21 protein-coding genes are annotated in these 19,174 nt (G+C 42.1%); 20 read left to right on the top strand and 1 reads right to left on the bottom strand.

Annotated features, from left to right (window positions below):
* The first annotated feature begins 32 nt into the window (after positions 1-32).
* The 6 genes from ACY8D0_RS18790 (at position 33) to ACY8D0_RS18765 (ending at position 4,375) form a co-directional block, all read left to right on the top strand.
* Positions 33-539: a Rieske (2Fe-2S) protein gene (locus tag ACY8D0_RS18790; protein WP_462412024.1), complete on the top strand. Its 507-nt coding sequence runs from the start codon at positions 33-35 to the stop codon at positions 537-539.
* A 2-nt stretch (positions 540-541) separates the two neighbouring features.
* Positions 542-1,216 (top strand): menaquinol-cytochrome c reductase cytochrome b subunit, encoded by a 675-nt coding sequence (qcrB, locus tag ACY8D0_RS18785; protein WP_462412023.1) that lies wholly within the window; start codon positions 542-544, stop codon positions 1,214-1,216.
* 52 nt (positions 1,217-1,268) lie between these two features.
* On the top strand, positions 1,269-2,042 hold the full coding sequence (locus tag ACY8D0_RS18780; protein WP_462412022.1) for a c-type cytochrome: 774 nt from the start codon (positions 1,269-1,271) through the stop codon (positions 2,040-2,042).
* 148 nt (positions 2,043-2,190) lie between these two features.
* Entirely contained in the window at positions 2,191-2,781 is a 591-nt protein-coding gene (lhaT, locus tag ACY8D0_RS18775; RefSeq protein WP_462412021.1) for a lipoprotein heptaprenylglyceryl N-acetyltransferase LhaT, read from the top strand.
* Between the two features lie 69 nt (positions 2,782-2,850).
* Positions 2,851-3,639, top strand: coding sequence for a sporulation protein YpjB (gene ypjB / locus ACY8D0_RS18770; protein ID WP_462412505.1), 789 nt, complete (start codon positions 2,851-2,853; stop codon positions 3,637-3,639).
* Positions 3,640-3,694: 55 nt separating this feature from the next.
* On the top strand, positions 3,695-4,375 hold the full coding sequence (locus tag ACY8D0_RS18765; protein ID WP_462412020.1) for a zinc metallopeptidase: 681 nt from the start codon (positions 3,695-3,697) through the stop codon (positions 4,373-4,375).
* Positions 4,376-4,400: 25 nt separating this feature from the next.
* On the opposite strand, the gene ACY8D0_RS18760 is transcribed toward ACY8D0_RS18765, so the two are convergent.
* A complete protein-coding gene (locus tag ACY8D0_RS18760) occupies positions 4,401-5,273 on the bottom strand; it encodes a YitT family protein (protein ID WP_462412019.1) in 873 nt (290 codons plus the stop codon).
* A gap of 135 nt (positions 5,274-5,408) precedes the next feature.
* Here ACY8D0_RS18760 and ACY8D0_RS18755 point away from each other — a divergent pair, with 135 nt between their 5' ends.
* The 14 genes from ACY8D0_RS18755 (at position 5,409) to ACY8D0_RS18690 (ending at position 19,103) form a co-directional block, all read left to right on the top strand.
* Complete coding sequence (locus tag ACY8D0_RS18755) at positions 5,409-5,786, top strand: nucleotide pyrophosphohydrolase (RefSeq protein WP_462412018.1); 378 nt, start codon at positions 5,409-5,411, stop codon at positions 5,784-5,786.
* 5 nt (positions 5,787-5,791) lie between these two features.
* Positions 5,792-6,598, top strand: coding sequence for a 4-hydroxy-tetrahydrodipicolinate reductase (dapB, locus tag ACY8D0_RS18750; protein ID WP_462412017.1), 807 nt, complete (start codon positions 5,792-5,794; stop codon positions 6,596-6,598).
* A gap of 12 nt (positions 6,599-6,610) precedes the next feature.
* Complete coding sequence (gene mgsA, locus ACY8D0_RS18745; RefSeq protein ID WP_462412016.1) at positions 6,611-7,027, top strand: methylglyoxal synthase; 417 nt, start codon at positions 6,611-6,613, stop codon at positions 7,025-7,027.
* Complete coding sequence (bshB1, locus tag ACY8D0_RS18740; RefSeq protein ID WP_462412015.1) at positions 7,020-7,727, top strand: bacillithiol biosynthesis deacetylase BshB1; 708 nt, start codon at positions 7,020-7,022, stop codon at positions 7,725-7,727. The genes mgsA and bshB1 overlap by 8 nt, the downstream gene beginning before the upstream one ends.
* 5 nt (positions 7,728-7,732) lie before the next feature.
* Positions 7,733-8,863 carry an N-acetyl-alpha-D-glucosaminyl L-malate synthase BshA gene (gene bshA, locus ACY8D0_RS18735; protein ID WP_462412014.1) on the top strand — a complete coding sequence of 377 codons (1,131 nt, stop codon included), beginning with the start codon at positions 7,733-7,735 and terminating at the stop codon, positions 8,861-8,863.
* A gap of 5 nt (positions 8,864-8,868) precedes the next feature.
* Positions 8,869-10,068 carry a CCA tRNA nucleotidyltransferase gene (locus ACY8D0_RS18730; protein WP_462412013.1) on the top strand — a complete coding sequence of 400 codons (1,200 nt, stop codon included), beginning with the start codon at positions 8,869-8,871 and terminating at the stop codon, positions 10,066-10,068.
* The gene (locus tag ACY8D0_RS18725) at positions 10,041-11,030 is read left to right on the top strand and encodes a biotin--[acetyl-CoA-carboxylase] ligase (RefSeq protein ID WP_462412012.1); all 990 of its coding nucleotides are present in this window, start codon (positions 10,041-10,043) and stop codon (positions 11,028-11,030) included. Before ACY8D0_RS18730 ends, ACY8D0_RS18725 begins: the two co-directional genes overlap by 28 nt.
* A gap of 250 nt (positions 11,031-11,280) precedes the next feature.
* Positions 11,281-12,117, top strand: coding sequence for a 3-methyl-2-oxobutanoate hydroxymethyltransferase (gene panB / locus ACY8D0_RS18720; RefSeq protein ID WP_462412011.1), 837 nt, complete (start codon positions 11,281-11,283; stop codon positions 12,115-12,117).
* Positions 12,114-12,995, top strand: coding sequence for a pantoate--beta-alanine ligase (panC, locus tag ACY8D0_RS18715; protein WP_462412010.1), 882 nt, complete (start codon positions 12,114-12,116; stop codon positions 12,993-12,995). Before panB ends, panC begins: the two co-directional genes overlap by 4 nt.
* Positions 12,980-13,363 carry an aspartate 1-decarboxylase gene (gene panD, locus ACY8D0_RS18710; RefSeq protein WP_462412009.1) on the top strand — a complete coding sequence of 128 codons (384 nt, stop codon included), beginning with the start codon at positions 12,980-12,982 and terminating at the stop codon, positions 13,361-13,363. Before panC ends, panD begins: the two co-directional genes overlap by 16 nt.
* Positions 13,364-13,505: 142 nt before the next feature.
* On the top strand, positions 13,506-16,307 hold the full coding sequence (gene dinG / locus ACY8D0_RS18705) for an ATP-dependent DNA helicase DinG (RefSeq protein WP_462412008.1): 2,802 nt from the start codon (positions 13,506-13,508) through the stop codon (positions 16,305-16,307).
* Positions 16,308-16,353: 46 nt separating this feature from the next.
* Positions 16,354-17,205 (top strand): ComEC/Rec2 family competence protein, encoded by an 852-nt coding sequence (locus tag ACY8D0_RS18700; protein ID WP_462412007.1) that lies wholly within the window; start codon positions 16,354-16,356, stop codon positions 17,203-17,205.
* Between the two features lie 199 nt (positions 17,206-17,404).
* Entirely contained in the window at positions 17,405-17,878 is a 474-nt protein-coding gene (locus tag ACY8D0_RS18695) for a cell wall elongation regulator TseB-like domain-containing protein (protein WP_462412006.1), read from the top strand.
* A gap of 31 nt (positions 17,879-17,909) precedes the next feature.
* The gene (locus ACY8D0_RS18690) at positions 17,910-19,103 is read left to right on the top strand and encodes a pyridoxal phosphate-dependent aminotransferase (protein WP_462412504.1); all 1,194 of its coding nucleotides are present in this window, start codon (positions 17,910-17,912) and stop codon (positions 19,101-19,103) included.
* Positions 19,104-19,174 lie beyond the last annotated feature (71 nt).

Raw genomic sequence — 19,174 nt, 5'->3', positions numbered from 1 at the left:
TGGACTTACTTCGCGAATAGGGGGGGATAAGCATGAGTAAGGAGCGAGTTTCAAGACGACAATTCTTAAGCTACACGTTAACAGGTGTAGGCGGTTTCATGGCAGCCGGAATGTTAATGCCAATGGTTAGATTTGCTGTTGATCCTGTTTTAAGGGCCGAAGAAGGCGGAGAATTTATTGCAACCACTCAAAAAGTTGCAGAATTGACAAAAGAACCGGTACGGGTCGACTTTACTTTCAAGCAGAAGGATGCTTGGTATGAGTCAGATGTTACCCAATCAGCTTGGGTTTATAAGGATGATGACGGGAAAATAGTGGCCCTGTCGCCTGTTTGTAAACATTTGGGCTGTACGGTTAACTGGAACTCTAACAAGGAGCATCCTAATCAATTCTTCTGTCCGTGCCATTACGGCCGATACGAAAAAGATGGTACCAACATACCTGGTACACCGCCATTAGCACCACTTGATGTATATCCGTACAAAGAAAAAGATGGTTACCTATACTTAGGGAAAGCCGAACCACGGAAAGGGGCGTAATCATGTTAAACAAAATTTACGATTGGGTAGATGAACGTTTAGATATTACGCCGATGTGGCGCGATATTGCAGATCATGAAGTACCTGAGCATGTAAACCCGGCGCATCACTTTTCCGCGTTTGTTTATTGCTTTGGGGGTCTTACGTTCTTTGTAACAGTTATCCAAATTCTCTCTGGTATGTTTTTAACGATGTATTATGTACCGGATATTAAGAATGCATGGGAATCCGTTTTTTATTTGCAAAATGAAGTGGCATTTGGACAAATTGTCCGCGGAATGCATCACTGGGGAGCAAGTTTAGTCATTGTTATGATGTTTTTACATACTTTGCGTGTCTTTTTCCAAGGTGCATACAAAAAGCCCCGGGAATTAAACTGGATTGTTGGGGTGCTTATATTCTTCGTCATGATGGGACTAGGATTAACGGGGTACCTGCTTCCATGGGATATGAAGGCATTATTTGCAACAAAGGTAACCCTGCAAATTGTTGACTCTGTACCATTCTTGGGACCTTATCTTAAAACCTTGATGGCCGGTCATGAAACGATTGTTGGGGCCCAAACACTGTCTCGTTTCTTTGCAATCCATGTGTTTTTCCTGCCTGCTGTACTGTTTGCTTTAATGGCAGCACACTTTGTAATGATTCGAAGACAAGGTATCTCCGGTCCACTTTGATTTTGACTAATATCATTTTCTATTTCTACGGAAAAAGGAGGGGGATTGCTCGATGCATCGCGGTAAAGGTATGAAGTTTGTCGGCGACTCACGCGTGGTAGCGCCTGAAATGCGGACACCGAAACTTCCGAAAGATTACTCAGAATACCCAGGGAAAACCGAAGCGTTTTGGCCTAACTTTCTATTAAAAGAATGGATGGTAGGTGCCGTTTTTCTTGTCGGTTTCCTTTGTTTAACCATTGCTCACCCAGCACCGCTTGAAAGGATCGCCGATCCGACAGATACTGGGTACATACCAATGCCAGACTGGTATTTCTTATTCTTGTATCAACTTTTAAAATATTCGTATGCTTCTGGTCCATATACGGTCATCGGTGCCATGGTTATTCCAGGGCTTGCTTTTGGGGGGTTAATATTAGCTCCATTTATTGATAATGGTCCTGAACGCCGTCCAAGCAGACGTCCGTTGGCTACAGGCTTAATGTTATTGGCTTTGGCGGCCATTACCTTTTTAACATGGCAATCTGTCGCAACACATGATTGGGAAGCAGCAGAACGTCAAGGGAAAATTGTGGCTAAAGTCGATATTGATAAGACTGCGGAAGGTTATCAAATCGCCAAGGATAACACTTGTCTCACATGTCATGGAGAAAATCTCACGGGCGGTGCTCTTGCTCCAGCGCTTGTAGGCTCAGGGGTAACAGCCGATGATGTAACCAAGATTGCGAAACAAGGTAAAGGCAAAATGCCTGCTGGCGTCTTCAAGGGTGATGATGAACAGCTTAAAAAGCTATCTGAATTCATCGCAGATATTGCGAAAAAATAGAAATGAAAAAGCTGAGGGTTACCTCAGCTTTTTTCAGCTAATAAGAACATATAAGTGGCAACTACGCCTCTGTCTTCGCCTCTTGGGGCTCGCTAGTCGGCGAGTTTTCTTTATATCAAAAAGAGCTACTATGAAAGAAGGTTTATAAGTGCGCTGGATTTACCCCATCTTGGGAAATCGTACGGTTTTGATGCTATTATTCTTGGTCAATATAGCGGGAACTGTTTATGGTTATTATTGGTATGGTTATCAACTAGAACAAACACCTCCTATTTTTCTTGCCTTTGTACCGGATAGTCCGACCGCCAGCCTATTTTTTGTTTTCGTGCTTCTGGCATTTTTATTAAAAAAGAATTGGCCATTGATTGAAGCTCTAGCGATTGTAACCTTATTTAAGTATGGCATTTGGGCGGTTGTGATGAATTTCCTTGTTTTAATGGTCCAAGGAGAACTGGATTGGACGGGATATATGTTAATTGGCTCCCACTTTGCCATGGCGGTGCAAGGTGTTTTGTACTCGCCGTTTTATAAGATGAAAGCTTGGCATTTAATGGTTGCAGCTATCTGGACCTTGCATAATGACATAATTGATTATGTATTCTTTATGATGCCAAATTATTCAATGCTTAATCAATACATACCGGAAATTGGTTACTTTACATTTTGGCTGTCCATCACTTCTATTGGAGTAGCCTATTATTTCTGTATTCGGACCAACCGTTTTAAATTGGAAATATAATAATCATGGTCTAACCTTGTCCACCCCTTCATACATTTATAGAAATGAAAGGGGGGACAAGAAGTGAGAATGAAGTGGTTCCTTTTATTTGCCATTTTTAGTTTTCTATTACCCATGTCCGTAACAGCTGAAACCCAATCACCGATGGACAAGTTAGATGACATCTCGGATGAAGCCCTTCAAATGGTAAAGTTTCATAGATATGAAGACGCAAAAAAGATGCTTGACTACTTTTCTGATCAGTTTGAAAGTATTTCCGTTTCAGTGCAGCCCTTAACAATGGATGAGGTAAGGATTATTAACAGCTCCCGAGATGAGGCTATGGAAGCCGCCGTGAGTCCCGATATGAGACATGAGGAGCGAATCAATAAACTTACAAAGTTCCGCCTTGTCATGGATGCAATTGCAACAAGCAACCAGCCTTTATGGGCGGAAATGGAAGATCCAGTCATGAATTCATTCCATAAGGTAAAAGAAGCGGCTGTTAATGGCAATTCCGCCGATTTTCACTCAAGCTTTAATTCGTTTCTTTCCCTATATAACGTTATTTATCCAAGTATGAAAATTGATGTGCCGGCAGAGAATATACAAAGATTAGATGCTCGCATAAAATTCATTGATGAATATCGTTCCCAAATTATCAAAGATACAAAAGGGCAGCAAGAGCTTGACAAACTTGATGCAGATCTAAGAAAGTTATTTGCCGATATCGAAGATGATGAGGCGGACCCATCCTTATGGTGGGTGATTATATCAACCGGAAGCATTATTATCATGACTTTATCTTATGTTGGCTGGAGGAAGTATCAAGGGGAAAAGGACCTTAAAAAGGACCGCTCAAGGGAGCATAAAGATTGACGCATCTAATCAGCTTTACTAAAATTAGTCAAAAGAGCTGGTTAGGAGGTATCATATGTTCTTCCTTCTTTACTTTGTCATCATTGCGCTTATTCCTATTTGGGCTCAATTGAAAGTGAAAGGTACCTATTCTAAATATTCCCGCATTGGATCTGCTTCCAATCGCCGTGGGGCAGAGGTGGCCAGGGAGATATTAAATTCCAATGGTTTATATCATGTTGGGGTGGAAGAAGTCCGTGGGTACTTAAGTGACCATTATGACCCACGTACCAAAACCGTTCGTTTGTCATCGCAAAATTATCACAGTCCTTCCATTGCCGCGGCTGCTGTTGCGGCACATGAGTGCGGACATGCCATCCAAGACTCTGAAGCGTATGCCTTTTTACGGTTTCGTCATGCTTTGGTCCCAGTGGCCAATTTTGGTTCGAATGTTTCATGGATCCTGATTATGATTGGGGTTTTTGCTCAACTGTCTGGCATGCTTTTACTTGGGATTATTTTTATGGCAGCCGCAGTGCTATTTCAAATTGTCACGTTGCCAGTGGAATTTAATGCCTCGAACCGAGCCATGAATCAGGTGGTTTCACTAGGATTAATCGATCAAAGAGAGCGAAGAGAAGCGAAAAAGGTATTAAACGCAGCAGCCCTTACCTATGTAGCTGCTGCAGCAGTTGCTGTTCTCGAACTACTAAGGTTGGTCTTAATCTTTACTGGCATGAATAGAAATGACGATTAAAAAGCAATGTCTCTGACATTGCTTTTTAGTCTATAATGGGCATTTTATTTTCATCCAAAGTAAATCCTTCGCCATGCACATCATTTACTACCGATATGGAGACAAAGGCATGCGGGTCAACGGAAGTTATTAGGTTTTTTAACCGCATGATTTCGTTTTTACCTACGACACAATATAATACATCACGTTCACTTTGTGTATATACCCCGTATCCTCTAAGGGCGGTAACCCCGCGTCCCATTACTTGCAATATTTTATCACTTATTTGGTCATTTTTTTCGGAAATAATCATCGCGCCCCGCGCAGAATAGGTTCCCTCTTGGATAAAGTCAATCACTCTTGCGCTTACAAAAACAGCAACCAGTGTGTACATCGCCTGTTTATAATTTAAGTATGTAATCAAGGAAAGGAAAATGACACAAGCGTCAAATATAAACATGGTTTTTCCCATATTCCAGCCGGCATATTTTTGCACAAGCCTTGCGATAATATCGACTCCCCCCGTTGTTCCCCCATACCGGAATATGATCCCCAGCCCGATTCCCGTAAAAACACCCGCAAATAGGGCAGCGAGCGTTAAATCATGCTTAAGCGGCATGTCAATAACCGTCCGCTGAAAGACCCAAAGAAAAACAGAAACACCGACTGTTCCCAGGATGGTATATAAAAAGGCATTCCTGCCTAATGTTTTCCAGCCAATAACAAATAGAGGAATGTTCAATAAGAGGTTCGTATAGGATGGGTCCCAATGGAACAAAAAGTACAGCAACAACGTAATCCCTGTAAAACCACCTTCAGCCAATTTATTTTGCATATTAAAATTTACAAGTCCGAAAGCCATAATAGCTGACCCCAATAGGATAAATAGGATATTTTTCACTTTGAGTCCAAAAATCATTTTCTTTCCCCCTCTTCCATGTTTTTCCCCTAATGGCGGTTTTTATTATATCGAATTAAACAGGTTATCGCAATTGGGCAGAAAAACAGTTCGGAAAAACGAAAACATTTGTAAATCAGCGTTAATTTAGCTAACATGAATAGTGACCAGACCAACGATAGCGAGGTGAATATGATGTCAGAAGGCAAAACAATGAAAGAGCTTCAAAATGAAGTGGATGCATACATAAGCCAGTTTAAAGAGGGATACTTTAGCCCGCTTGCCATGCTAGCTAGGCTATCAGAGGAGCTTGGTGAACTTGCCAGGGAAATAAACCATTATTATGGGGAAAAGCCAAAGAAAGAAACGGAGACGAAAAAGGAAATAGATGAGGAAATCGGTGACATGCTATTTGTCCTGATCTGTTTGGCCAATTCGTTACATATTGATTTGGAGCAAGCACACGATGCCGTCATGGAAAAATTTAATACAAGGGATAAAAATCGTTGGACAAGAGTGGAACAGGAGGAGTAATGGTAATGAGTGATACAATTAAAGTGATTATTGCAGGTCCACGGGGACGAATGGGCCGTGAAGCGGTCAAAATGGTAACGAATACGGAGCATTTTGTCCTTATTGCAGTCGTTGACCACAAATATGATGGAATGATGTTAAGTGACATAGAAGGGTTCCAAACTGTTTCTAATGTTCCTGTATACACGGATATCAGGAAATGCCTGCAAACGGAAGAAGCGGATGTTTTAATCGACCTGACAACTCCAGAGGCAGGAATGGATCATACTTTGGCTGCTCTCGAAAACAATGTAAGGCCTGTTGTCGGTACAACGGGATTTTCTCAGGAAGATTTGGCACAACTGGATAAGATTTGCCAAGAAAAAGGGCTTGGCTGCATCATTGCCCCTAATTTTGCCATCGGGGCCGTATTGATGATGAAGTTTGCCCAAATGGCAGCTAAATATTTTAATGATGTGGAAATTATCGAGCTGCATCATGATAAAAAACTGGATGCGCCTTCAGGAACCGCAGTGAAAACAGCCCAAATGATCGCATCTGTACGCGAAGCCAAAAAACAGGGACATCCAAGCGAAAAAGAAACCCTTCAGGGTGCCCGTGGTGCCAATTACGAGGGCATGCATATTCATTCAGTCCGTTTGCCAGGATTAATTGCCCATCAGGAAGTTCTATTGGGTTCAGATGGACAAGCCTTGACGATTAGACATGATTCTTATGACCGCAGCTCCTTTATGTCCGGTGTAAGGGTAGCGGTTGAAACCGTGATGAAGCAAAACAAGTTTGTATATGGACTCGAAAATATTTTGGATTAGGAGATATTACAAATGAATATTGCCTTAATTGCCCACGATAAAAAGAAAGATGAATTAGTCCAATTTGCAACAGCCTATCAATTCACATTTGCCAAACATCACTTATTCGCTACCGGAACAACGGGCTCGAGGATTCATGAGGCGACAGGGCTGCCGATCACCCGCTTTCAGTCTGGCCCACTTGGCGGCGACCAGCAAATTGGCGCCATGATTGCCCAAAACAATATGGATGCGGTTTTCTTTTTCCGTGACCCGTTAACTGCCCAGCCACATGAACCGGATATTACCGCGCTTGTGCGGCTGTGTGATGTATATTCTGTCCCGCTTGCGACGAATATGGGAACAGCAGAACTATTAATTCGGGGAATTGATGAAGGCCTAATGGATTGGCGCCAAATTGTAAATGAAGAAAGTGATGACAATGAATAAGACGTTAGATATCCTGGCTTTTGGTGCCCATGCGGATGATGTGGAAATCGGTATGGGGGGAACCATTGCCAAACTCGCTTCTGAAGGAAAGCAAATTGGCATTTGTGATTTAACCGATGCCGATCTCTCTTCAAATGGATCCGTTACACTGCGAAAACAAGAAGCTGCCAAATCGGCTGAAATTTTGGGCGCAGCGTATCGAACCTCGCTGGGTTTTCCTGACAGAGGATTATATATGAGGGAAGAATACATAAATAGGATTGCTGAAGTGATTCGTTCTTATAAGCCAAAGCTTGTGTTTGCGCCGTATTTTGAAGATCGTCATCCCGATCACGGTAACTGCGCGCGTCTTGTGGAAGAAGCGGTTTTTTCTGCAGGTATTAAAAAATACCATACTAATGAGGCAAACGTGCCACACAAGGCAGACCGGGTATATTTTTATATGATTAATGGGTTCCATCGGCCGGACTTTGCGGTTGATATATCCCCATTCATCGAAAAAAAACTGGCAGCTTTAAGGGCCTATGAAAGCCAGTTTACGAGAACTGATGAAAGCTTTAACACGCCGCTTGTCAACGGCTATATTGAAACCGTGGAGGCAAGAGAAAGAATGTTTGGCAAGCAGGTGGGCGTGAATTTCGCAGAAGGCTTCAAAACTAAAATGCCAATTCTGCTGCAGCGTGATTTGTTAGGAGATTAATTTCTATGAAAAAACTTAAAATTGGTATCACTTGCTATCCCACGGTGGGCGGTTCAGGTGTAGTAGCGACAGAATTAGGGAAAATGCTTGCGGAAAAAGGCCATGAAATTCATTTTATTTCATCGAGCATTCCGTTCAGATTGAACCGAATTTACCACAATATTTATTACCATCAAGTGGAGGTCAATCAATATTCCGTTTTTCAGTATCCGCCATATGACATTGCCTTGGCCAGTAAAATGGCCGAGGTGGCAAATCGTGAAAAGCTTGATTTGCTTCATGTCCATTACGCGATTCCGCATGCTGTTTGTGCGATATTGGCTAAGCAAATGTTAGGCCGGGACATCAAAATCATCACCACCTTACATGGGACGGACATTACGGTATTAGGTTATGACCCGTCACTTTCTGACGCCATCAAATTTGGCATTGAAAAATCGGATGCTGTTACAGCTGTGTCCAATGCGTTGGTTAAACAGACACATGAACTGATTCATCCTGATCAACAAATTCAAACAGTCTATAATTTTATCGATGAGCGAATTTATCAGAAAAGTGATGCCGGGCATTTAAAAACGGAATTTGGGATTAAAGACAATGAAAAGGTTGTTATCCATGTTTCTAATTTTCGTGCGGTAAAGCGGGTTCAGGACGTGGTGAAAGCATTTGCGAAAATGGCAGCCGTCATGCCGGCAAAACTGCTGCTTGTTGGTGACGGGCCGGAAATGACCATCGTTTCTAAACTAGTCACCCAATTAGGCATTGAAGATCAAGTAATGTTCTTGGGAAAACAGGAGAATCTAGAGGAATTATACTCCATTAGTGATTTAATGCTATTATTATCAGAAAAAGAGAGTTTCGGACTTGTTGCCTTAGAAGCAATGGCCTGCGGTGTTCCCTGCATCGGTACAAATGTGGGCGGCATTCCCGAGGTCATAGATCATGGGGTTACCGGTTATATTTGTGAAGTGGGTGACGTGGAAGCCATCTCGCAAAAAGGTATTGAAATTTTGAGAGACGCGAAATTGCATAAGCAATTCTCCCAGGAAGCACAACAGCTTGCGAGAACGAAATTTAACACGAAAAAAATTGTGGAACAGTATGAATCCATATACTTTAATCTCTTATCAAGGTGATTCGCATGAAAGAACCCTTTTTATCCGCCGTACCCGTTTTAAAGATACTCGAGAATGCTGGATTTGAAGCTTATTTCGTGGGAGGTTCCGTACGGGACTACCTGCTGGGTAAGCCAATCAGCGATGTGGATATTGCCACTTCGGCTACTCCGGACGAAGTCAAAACATTATTCAAAAAAACAGTCGATATTGGAATAGAGCATGGTACCGTTTTGGTCCTGCATAATGGGAATAATTATGAAATTACTACTTTCAGGGCAGAAAGTGAATATCAGGACTACCGAAGGCCAAAGAGCGTAGCCTTTATTCGCAGCCTGACAGAAGACCTGAAGCGGAGGGACTTTACCATGAATGCGATTGCCATGGACAAAAACGGCCGGGTTATAGACCCGTTTAACGGTCAAATGGCAATCCAAAATAAAATCATTCAAACGGTAGGTCTAGCCAATGAACGTTTTCATGAAGATGCATTGCGGATGATGAGGGCTGTTCGGTTTGCTAGCCAGCTGTCATTTCAGATTGAGGCAGAGACCAGCAAGGCGCTATCGGAGCTCCATCATCTTCTTGCCAATATTGCAGTGGAACGAAAACGGGCGGAGTTTGAAAAACTATTAATGGGTGATAACAGAAAAAATGCCCTAAAAATATTATTGGATGCCAATCTGCATTTGTTTTTGCCAGGATTGGAAAAACAAGAGGGGAAAATCGCTAAACTGCTGGATTTCCCCTGCGAACATTTAAGCAAAAAAGAAATGTGGTGCCTTCTGTTATTCTGTTTGGAAGTAAAAGAAGAAGCTGTGGAACCATTTTTAAGAGGATGGCGTCTACCCGTGAAAGAAATAAAGGAAATCAAGGATTGCTTGGTTTTCACCAGACAAAGGCTGAAGGAGGATTGGGCCGTTTACCAGTTGTACACAGCAGGGTACGATACAATCCAATCAGCGGAAATACTTGCTCTGGCTCTAAATGGTATCCAAAACATCGACAGCGCGCAACATTGGTTAGAGGTTTATCAAAAGTTGCCGATAAAGGCGCGGAATGACTTGGATGTGACGGGCAGTGATTTGATTAAGTGGTACGGACAAAGCGGCGGCCCGTGGCTGAAACAAACACTTTTGCACATTGAGAAGGCAGTAGTAGAAGGAAGCGTAGTCAACGAAAAACACAGAATTAAGGAGTGGCTCATGGAGTGCAGTCGGAATTAAGAAAGAAACTGCTGGATGCTTTTACACAGGCGGGGGAACAATTTCTTTCCGGACAGCATTTGGCCGAAGTCATCGGCTGTTCAAGAACGGCTGTTTGGAAGCATATAGAGGAACTGAGAAAAGAGGGATTTGAATTGGAAGCAGTCCGTAAAAAGGGCTATCGAATCCTGAAGACCCCGGATAAAATGACAGCGGATGAAATACGGCTGGGACTTACCACCCAGTTTATCGGGAAAAACATTTATTATCAAGAAAGCGTGGATTCGACTCAGTTTATTGCCCATAAACTTACTGCGGAAAATGCACAGGAAGGAACGGTCGTTATTGCGGAAGAGCAGCTGGCAGGTAAAGGAAGATTGAACCGGAAATGGCATTCGCCTAAATATACCGGTATTTGGATGAGTCTCATTCTCCGGCCAAACATCCCGCTCACCAAAGCCCCTCAGTTAACCCTGCTCACTGCTGTTGCTATTGTCCAGGCAATTGAAGAGATAACTGGATTATCTCCCGAAATAAAATGGCCGAATGACATCTTGATTAACGGTAGAAAAGTGACAGGGATATTGACAGAACTGCAAGCGGAAGCAGACCGTATCCATTCCATTATCGTCGGAATTGGCTTAAATGCGAACCAAAAACAAGAAGACTTTCCAGTTGAATTGAGAGGCACAGCAAGCTCCTTGTTAATCGAGTCTGGTAACTTGGTGTCCCGTTCTTCACTGGTAAGAAGCATTTTTACCCATTTCGAAAAGTTATATCTGCTTTATCTTAAACAAGGATTTTATCCCATTAAGGTTTTATGGGAGGGATATGCCGTCAGTATTGGAAAAGTTATCAAAGCACGCACCCTTACGAATGTCATTGAGGGCAAAGCCTTGGGAATTACCGATGAAGGGGTATTAAGGCTGGAGGACTTTTCAGGCACTGTTCATCATGTCTATTCAGCTGATATTGAACTCTAGAATAAATGATATCTTGAAAGAATTCTGTAAATTTTATATAATTTGAATGGGCAGTATCAATGGAACTGCACCTTTTTAAGACTTTACTAAATTGAAAAAGGTTTCTGCCTAGATCCGTAAAACGGACCGGGACAGAGGGATGGAACACGTAAAGAGTACTTGGGGATCCTCTGCCTTCAGAAGGATCCTTTTTATTATGCTTTTTACCCGTTTTGTCGCCTCTCCCCAATGATAATGAGGAGGGAATGCAATGAAGCAAACAACTGATTTTTTGAGAATGAAACAACACAATGAAAAAATTGTCATGTTGACGGCCTACGACTATCCGTCCGCCAAACAGGCGGAGCAGGGCGGAGTCGATATGATTCTAGTCGGTGATTCTTTGGGAATGGTAGTCCTTGGCTATGATTCTACTATTCCTGTAACGCTTGATGATATGATCCATCATACAAGGGCAGTGAAGCGCGGTGCCAGAGATACGTTTATCGTAACTGATATGCCGTTTTTAACCTATCATCTGTCTGTTAGGGACACGCTTGTGAGTGCTGGCCGGATTATGCAGGAAGCCGGTGCACATGCCGTTAAACTGGAGGGTGCCGATGGTGTGATTGAAAAAATATCCGCCCTTGTAAATGCAGGTATTCCTGTTTGCTCACACTTGGGTTTGATGCCGCAATCAGTAGGGGTAATCGGAGGATATAAAGTACAAGGGAAGGATGCCGAAGCGGCAAAGAAACTGCTGGATGATGCGAAAAAATGTGAACAAGCCGGCGCCTTTGCGATTGTCTTGGAATGTGTCCCTAAACAGCTGGCCGAAGAAATAGCCAAATCACTGGCCATACCGGTCATCGGTATTGGTGCTGGAGTCTATGTGGATGGACAAGTCTTGGTGTATCATGACATCTTAGGCTACGGTGTTGAGCGGGTGCCAAAGTTTGTAAAACAATACCATGCTGTTAACACGTTCATGGTAGAATCAATCCAAGCCTATGCCTCCGAAGTACGGAATCTGCAATTTCCGGAAGATAAGCATTCCTATACAATGAAAGAACATGAGCTAAACGGACTCTACGGAGGTAAATCATGAAAGTAGTAACAGGAATCAAGGAAATGCAGGAAGAGATAACCCGCCAAAAGCGGCAAGGAAAAACTATTGGTTTCGTTCCAACCATGGGGTATCTCCACGAAGGCCATTTAACACTTGTGAGAAATGCCCGCAAAGATAATGATATTGTGGTCATGAGTATCTTTGTCAATCCGTTGCAATTCGGGCCAACAGAGGATTTTGCCGAATATCCCCGGGATTTCGAACGGGACCGGGCTTTGGCTGAAAGCGAGCAAGTGGATTACTTGTTTTATCCATCCGTAACCGAAATGTATCCCAATGAGCCAACAGTCATTGTTTCGGTTAAAGACCGCACAGATGTATTGTGTGGCAAATCACGTCCAGGCCACTTTGACGGAGTTGCCACCGTCATCACAAAGTTGTTTCATATCATGATGCCGGACCGTGCTTATTTTGGTAAAAAAGACGCCCAGCAAGTTGCTGTGCTTGAGGGATTAGTTTCGAACTTTAATTTTCCGGTAGCACTGGTTGCCGTCGATATTGTCCGGGAACAGGACGGGCTGGCTAAAAGTTCCCGCAATGTGAACCTCATGCCGCAAGAAAGACAGCAAGCACCGATTCTTTATAATAGCTTGCAAGCAGCTAAACAGGCAATTGAACAAGGGGAGCGGAATCCCGGTTCATTATTTGAAATAATAGAAGACATGATTACCAGCCATTCAAGTGGAATAATAGATTATGTGGATATATTGTCATACCCACAATTAAAACCTTTGGAAGAACTTACAGGCAGGATTATCATCGCACTTGCCGTGAAATTTTCCAAGGTTCGTTTAATCGATAATCTGATTATCGATTTAGACTGGCGGGGGGAGGAACCCATATGTTTCGAACCATGATGAATGCCAAAATCCATCGGGCAACGGTGACCGAAGCGAATTTAAACTATGTTGGCAGTATTACGATTGATGAAGATATTCTAGAAGCCGTGGGCATGATTGCCAATGAAAAAGTGCAAATTGTCAATAATAACAATGGTGCTCGCTTGGAGACCTATATCATTCCTGGCGAAAGAGGCAGTGGTGTAGTTTGTTTAAATGGTGCCGCAGCGAGACTCGTGCAACCTGGTGATGTGGTCATTATTATCTCGTACGTAATGGTACCTGAAGAAAAGCTTTCCACTCATAAGCCAAAGGTCGCTATCATGGATGAATATAACAGGATTAAGGAACTTATCCATGCTGAACCGGCTCTAACGATATTGTGAAAAGTCCCCTTTACTGGGGATTTTTCTTTTTTCATGGACTTTATTATAATGAATAAGTGAAAATGGTATGCCTCCGACAATTTTTTGTAACTGTCAGACGCATATCGTTAATGGAACGAGAAGTTTTGGGGTGTTTATTGAAATGGTAAATAAATTTGTAGTAATTGATTTGGAAACGACAGGAAACCTTCCGAAGAAGGGTGACAAAATTATTCAGTTTGCGGCAGTGGTCATTGTAAATGGCAAAATCACTGAAAGATTTTCGTCGCTTGTCAATCCCCAAAAGTCCATCCCGGTGTTTATTGAAGAGTTAACGGGCATAAACGATGAAATGGTAAAGGATGCCCCGTTATTTTCGGAAATAGCCGAAAAGGTATCATTTTTATTAGAGGATGCTTATTTTGTTGCCCATAATGTTTTATTTGATTTATCCTTCCTGCAGGAGGAATTGATTCAAGCAGGGTTTGGAGGATTTTATGGTTCTGTTCTAGATACAGTAGAAATGGCAAGAATTTTATACCCTACTGCGGACAGTTACAAGCTCTCCGATTTGGCCGAAAAAGAAAACCTTAATCATAATCGCCCTCATCAAGCCGATAGTGATGCGGAAGTGACAGCAGAATTGTTTCTGCTGTTGTTAGAGCGGCTATCAAAACTCCCGCCTGTTACCCTTCAGCATCTTCTGCCGCTTTCTGGCGGGCTTAAAAGTGATTTGCAGTTGTTACTTGATGAACTGCAGTTAAAATTGGAGGACCAAGATGTACAAGCTGGGGCTTCTGTGGAAATAATTAATGGATTGGCATTAAGGAAACGTGATCAGAAAGCGGGATTATCAGAAGGTAATAATGAGTATGCCTATCCGGCTAGTGATACCGATAAGCTGGCGGTGCTCAGTAAGGGATTAGAGACATACACAAAAAGATCCGGTCAATTTAAAATAATGGATGCGGTATACAATGCCTTTCAGACGAAGGCCCATACCTTAATCGAGGCAGGCACCGGGATTGGCAAATCACTTGGGTATCTATTGCCGGCTGCCTACTTTTCCAGACAGCACCAAAAACCGATTATAGTGAGTACCCACACCATCCAATTGCAGGATCAAATATTAAAAAAAGAGATACCCCAATTGAATAAAATGCTTTCTTTCGAGGTTAATGCTGTCATATTGAAGGGAAAAAAACATTATCTAAGTTTGGAGAAGTTTTATCTGACCTTACTGGATGAAGATGATAACTACGACACCACACTGACTAAAATGCAAATCCTCGTTTGGTTGACAGAGACAGAAACGGGTGACAAGGATGAATTAAATCTATCCAGCGGTGGATTGATTTATTGGAATAAAATCAAAAATGAAACGCAGGTTTTCCCTGAGAATCAAGCTTGGCAAGATCGGGACTTTTACAAGCTGGCTAAATCAAAGGCGGAGTCCTCAGATATTATTATTACCAACCACTCCTTGTTATTAAGTGATATAAAGGAACACGGCTCAATTCTGCCAAATTATGATTTCGCCATTATTGATGAAGGGCATCATCTTGAGAAATCAGCGGCTCAATTTTTTGGGTATTCGCTCGATTATTTTTCTACCCGTCTGCTGTTGGGACAATTTGGTCAATATGAACAGGGGCAGTTATTCTATAAATTGGAAAAAATGCTTGAGGCACTTCCTGATACACCGGCGGAATTGCCACATACTTTTGAAGTAAATGAACTGATGGCACATTTAACCTATGAAATGGATGAATTTTTTAAACTGGTTGGTGTTTTCGCCAAGTCCAAACAAATCGGTACAAGCACTTCTTTCCGGACAAAAATCCGCTTTTCTAATACCGACACCAGTAAACAAGGTAAAGCTCTTGTTCATAGCGCGGAACGGTTAGCATTTGCACTATCGGATCTTCAAACAATGGCAGAGGCGCGGATGGAATGGTTGAGCAGCCAGCAAACGGTGTATACCAATGAACAGGAAATGATTATAACTGACCTTCATCTCTGGTTAAATGAAGTAACGGACTTGAAAAATACCGTAAAGAGTTGTTTCATGAAAGATACTAATAATGTTAAATGGATTGAGATTGATTTTCGCTCGCCGCAAAACGTAACGGCGTTCATGGCGCAGCCTGCTTCGGTTGCCGCAACTCTCCATGAAAAGTTTTTTTCTGTAAAACAGGGGGTTGTAATTACCTCTGCTACATTAACGGTTAATCAATCTTTTGACTATATCATGAAAGAAATAGGCCTTAGTCCTGATGGAGTCCATCAGTTGGTAATCCCGTCACCTTTTGAGTATAAAAGACAAGTGCAAATGGTAATCCCGACTGATCTCCCTGAAGTGAATTCAGTGTCATTGGATGAGTATGTGGTTGCCATTTCAGAACAAATTATCAGTATAGCAGAAGCAACCAAAGGTAGAATGCTGATTCTTTTCACGGCCTATGACATGTTGAGGAAGACTTACGAATTAATCCGGGAAAGTGGATTCCTGGAAGATTATGTGCTGATTGCCCAAGGGATTACCGGCGGCAGTCCCACTAGGCTTACAAGAAGCTTTCAGCGGTTTGAAAAAGCTATATTGTTTGGGACAGGAAGTTTTTGGGAAGGGGTAGATATTCCTGGGGAGGATTTATCTTGTTTGGTTATGGTCAGGCTTCCGTTTAGTCCACCGGAAGAACCGATTACCCAAGCAAAATGTCAAATTATCGAAGAACAAGGCGGCAACTCCTTTAGCGAATATGCACTTCCGGAAGCCATTCTGCGGTTTAAGCAAGGGTTTGGCCGATTAATCCGATCTGAAACGGACAGGGGCATCATGGTCGTTTTCGATAAGCGAATTATTACAACGAAATATGGGAAACACTTCTTGGCATCTATTCCTCCTGTGACCATGAAAACGGGCCCAATGGATGAATTAATTGAGGTTGTCCATACGTGGTTATGATAAAATCTGGAAAAATACGCATACTATACCTTATGGAGGTGTGTATATGCGAACACTGCTTATATTTTTACCGCTTGTTTTTTTGTTCAGTTTCGTTGTCACAGCCGAAACGATTCATTCAGGCAACGTGGAAAATATTAAATTGAATTTAAAAGACCATGAAATGGCCGTTACATTTATTGGTTTGACTGCGGGAGAAGCGACTCTCATCCAGGGACCGGAGGGTAAAGCCATATTAGTTGATATGGGCGGTCAAGATACGGAGAAAGAATTAAACAGATGGCTTAAATTATATGATGTAAAGACAATTCACACTTTGATTTTAACGAAGGAGAGCAAACATCTTTCTGCCCACAGACTCAACGACCTGATTGCAAATTATAAGATTGGGGAAATCATCACATTTCCAGGCGCCTATCCCAATGTTGTAAGTGAAATAGATGAACAATACCAAGTTTCTGTCCATGCCTGGGAACAAGGGAAGAAAAGTGAGATTCTTCCCGAATTAATGTCAGAAGTCCAATTTGCCGGCAGCGGACAGAATGAAGGCTTGGATCTTACACTGGATTTTTTTGGTAATCGATTGTTCTTTCTGTCATCCTTTAGCAGCCGTGCAGAAGAAACTCTTATGTCAAGGGACCTTGGAAATATTACCGTCTTAAAAATACCCAATCTCGATAAGGAATCATCTCTTTCAGAAGAGTTGATTACCTATTTAAATCCGGAAATATCCATTTTATTTACATCCGAGGACCTCTCTGATACGGATATGATTTCGAGCCTGCGCCAAACGTGGTCTGAAGTTTATTCCACTAAAAGGCATGGAACGGTGACTTTAAAATTTTCTGAGTCCAAATATGAAATTTTCACCATACCAAGAGAAAAGGAAGCAAATTAATTCAATTTTTTGTTTTAAAACTCCAGTAGATTCAGGGCAAGTTTTAAAATTACCTGTTATAATAGTTGAGAGGATTTTATCCGAATAAAGACTTTACGAAATAACAGAAGTAAACTGGATGGAAAGGAAGATTGGATTATAAGCAGCGCCAAAGAACAAGCATAATGTTTAATAAAATGTACATAGTGAGTGAATGAATTTGAAAAAATGGATTATTATTTTTATTGTGGTGATAGTGGCTATTGTGGGCATGTCCATAAAAGTTTATATAACTGCAATGGAACCTGTAAAGACTGCTGAAAAAAAAGCGGTGGAACTTGCTGGCAATAAGGTTAAGATCAGTCAGGTAAATGATTTTCATATTTACAATGGTCTGGAGACAGTGAATGTGATTGAAGGGAAAAACCAACAAGGTAAAAAAATTATTGTCTGGATTCCCGAAAAAACTAAGAAAGTATTTGTGAAAAAAGCCAGTTCAGGACTTACCAAAGAGGAAGCCGTTCAAAAACTGATAGATGAGAAGAGTCCTGTGAAAATTATTTCGATCCGGCTGGGAATGGAAAAAAACATCCCATTATGGGAAATTTATTACCGTTCAAAAGATAATTTAATAAACTATTATTATGTTCATTTTGAAACAGGGGAATGGCTGAAACAAATTGAAAATTTATAGATGGATATGAATGGAGGAACAGGTAATGGCAATCGAATTAGCAAAGCGGGTAATGGCGCTGACGCCTTCTGCCACACTAGCAATCACAGCAAAAGCAAAGGAACTGAAGCAGCAGGGTGTGGACGTCATTGGGTTGGGGGCAGGTGAACCAGACTTTAACACGCCGCAATATATCTTAAATGCCGCCATCCAATCAATGAATGAAGGACAAACGAAATATACACCATCAGCGGGTTTGCCAGCATTGAAGATGGCCATTGTCAATAAATTTAAAAATGATCAAGGCTTAAACTATGAATCGAGCGAAATTATCGTGGGAAGCGGCGCCAAGCATGCGCTTTACACACTTTTTCAAGTGCTGTTAAATGAAGATGATGAGGTGATTATCCCTACTCCATACTGGGTTAGTTATCCGGAACAAGTAAAGCTTGCCGGTGGGGTTCCTGTATTTATTGAGGGTTCAGAAGCGAATCATTTTAAAATCACCCCTGACCAGCTAAGAAACGCAATTACCGGCAGAACAAAGGCCGTGATTATTAATTCGCCAAGCAACCCTACAGGAGTCATTTATTCGGCAGAAGAACTGCTGGAGTTAGGAAAGGTTTGTCTGGAAAAAGATATTCTCATCGTTTCCGATGAAATTTATGAAAAGTTGATTTATGGTGAGGCCAAGCATGTGTCAATTGCCCAGCTTTCTCCTGAATTAAAGGAGCAGACGATTGTCATTAATGGTGTATCAAAATCACATTCCATGACAGGTTGGAGAATTGGATATGCGGCCGGAAACAAACAAATCATCAAGGCCATGACGAACCTTGCTAGCCATAGTACATCCAATCCAACCACTACAGCACAATATGCGGCCATTGCCGCCTATACTGGTTCGCAAGAGACAGTGGAGGAGATGCGCCAAGCCTTTGAAGATAGGCTGGAAATTATTTATGATAAGTTGGTGGCCATTCCTGGATTTACTTGTGTGAAGCCTCAGGGCGCTTTCTATCTTTATCCGAATGTCAAACAAGCAGCTGAATTGACAGGATACAAGAGTGTGGATGAATTCGTGGAGGGATTGCTTGTCGAAGCCAAAGTTGCCGTTGTGCCAGGTTCCGGATTTGGTACTCCGGATAATATTCGTCTTTCCTATGCAGCCGCACTGGACCAATTGGAAACGGCTGTTGCAAGAATGCACCAATTTGTCGAGGAAAAAAGCAAGGCAGTAAAATAAAGGATAATCTTATTTATCAAGAAGAAGCCTGCACCAGCAGGCTTTTTTCTTTCCATACTTGGATGCCTATT

The sequence above is a fragment of the Neobacillus camarae genome (genome assembly GCF_054950115.1).
Note: the sequence above shows the minus strand (reverse complement) of the source record. Positions and strands in the feature narration are given on the sequence as shown.

Coding starts and splice junctions, on each gene's coding strand:
- ACY8D0_RS18790 (WP_462412024.1), top strand. CDS start 33: ATGAGTAAGGAGCGAGTTTCAAGACGACAATTCTTAAGCTACACGTTA.
- qcrB (WP_462412023.1), top strand. CDS start 542: ATGTTAAACAAAATTTACGATTGGGTAGATGAACGTTTAGATATTACG.
- ACY8D0_RS18780 (WP_462412022.1), top strand. CDS start 1,269: ATGCATCGCGGTAAAGGTATGAAGTTTGTCGGCGACTCACGCGTGGTA.
- ypjB (WP_462412505.1), top strand. CDS start 2,851: ATGAAGTGGTTCCTTTTATTTGCCATTTTTAGTTTTCTATTACCCATG.
- ACY8D0_RS18765 (WP_462412020.1), top strand. CDS start 3,695: ATGTTCTTCCTTCTTTACTTTGTCATCATTGCGCTTATTCCTATTTGG.
- ACY8D0_RS18760 (WP_462412019.1), bottom strand. CDS start 5,273: ATGATTTTTGGACTCAAAGTGAAAAATATCCTATTTATCCTATTGGGG.
- ACY8D0_RS18755 (WP_462412018.1), top strand. CDS start 5,409: ATGAATAGTGACCAGACCAACGATAGCGAGGTGAATATGATGTCAGAA.
- dapB (WP_462412017.1), top strand. CDS start 5,792: ATGAGTGATACAATTAAAGTGATTATTGCAGGTCCACGGGGACGAATG.
- mgsA (WP_462412016.1), top strand. CDS start 6,611: ATGAATATTGCCTTAATTGCCCACGATAAAAAGAAAGATGAATTAGTC.
- bshB1 (WP_462412015.1), top strand. CDS start 7,020: ATGAATAAGACGTTAGATATCCTGGCTTTTGGTGCCCATGCGGATGAT.
- bshA (WP_462412014.1), top strand. CDS start 7,733: ATGAAAAAACTTAAAATTGGTATCACTTGCTATCCCACGGTGGGCGGT.
- ACY8D0_RS18730 (WP_462412013.1), top strand. CDS start 8,869: ATGAAAGAACCCTTTTTATCCGCCGTACCCGTTTTAAAGATACTCGAG.
- panB (WP_462412011.1), top strand. CDS start 11,281: ATGAAGCAAACAACTGATTTTTTGAGAATGAAACAACACAATGAAAAA.
- panC (WP_462412010.1), top strand. CDS start 12,114: ATGAAAGTAGTAACAGGAATCAAGGAAATGCAGGAAGAGATAACCCGC.
- panD (WP_462412009.1), top strand. CDS start 12,980: ATGTTTCGAACCATGATGAATGCCAAAATCCATCGGGCAACGGTGACC.
- dinG (WP_462412008.1), top strand. CDS start 13,506: ATGGTAAATAAATTTGTAGTAATTGATTTGGAAACGACAGGAAACCTT.
- ACY8D0_RS18700 (WP_462412007.1), top strand. CDS start 16,354: ATGCGAACACTGCTTATATTTTTACCGCTTGTTTTTTTGTTCAGTTTC.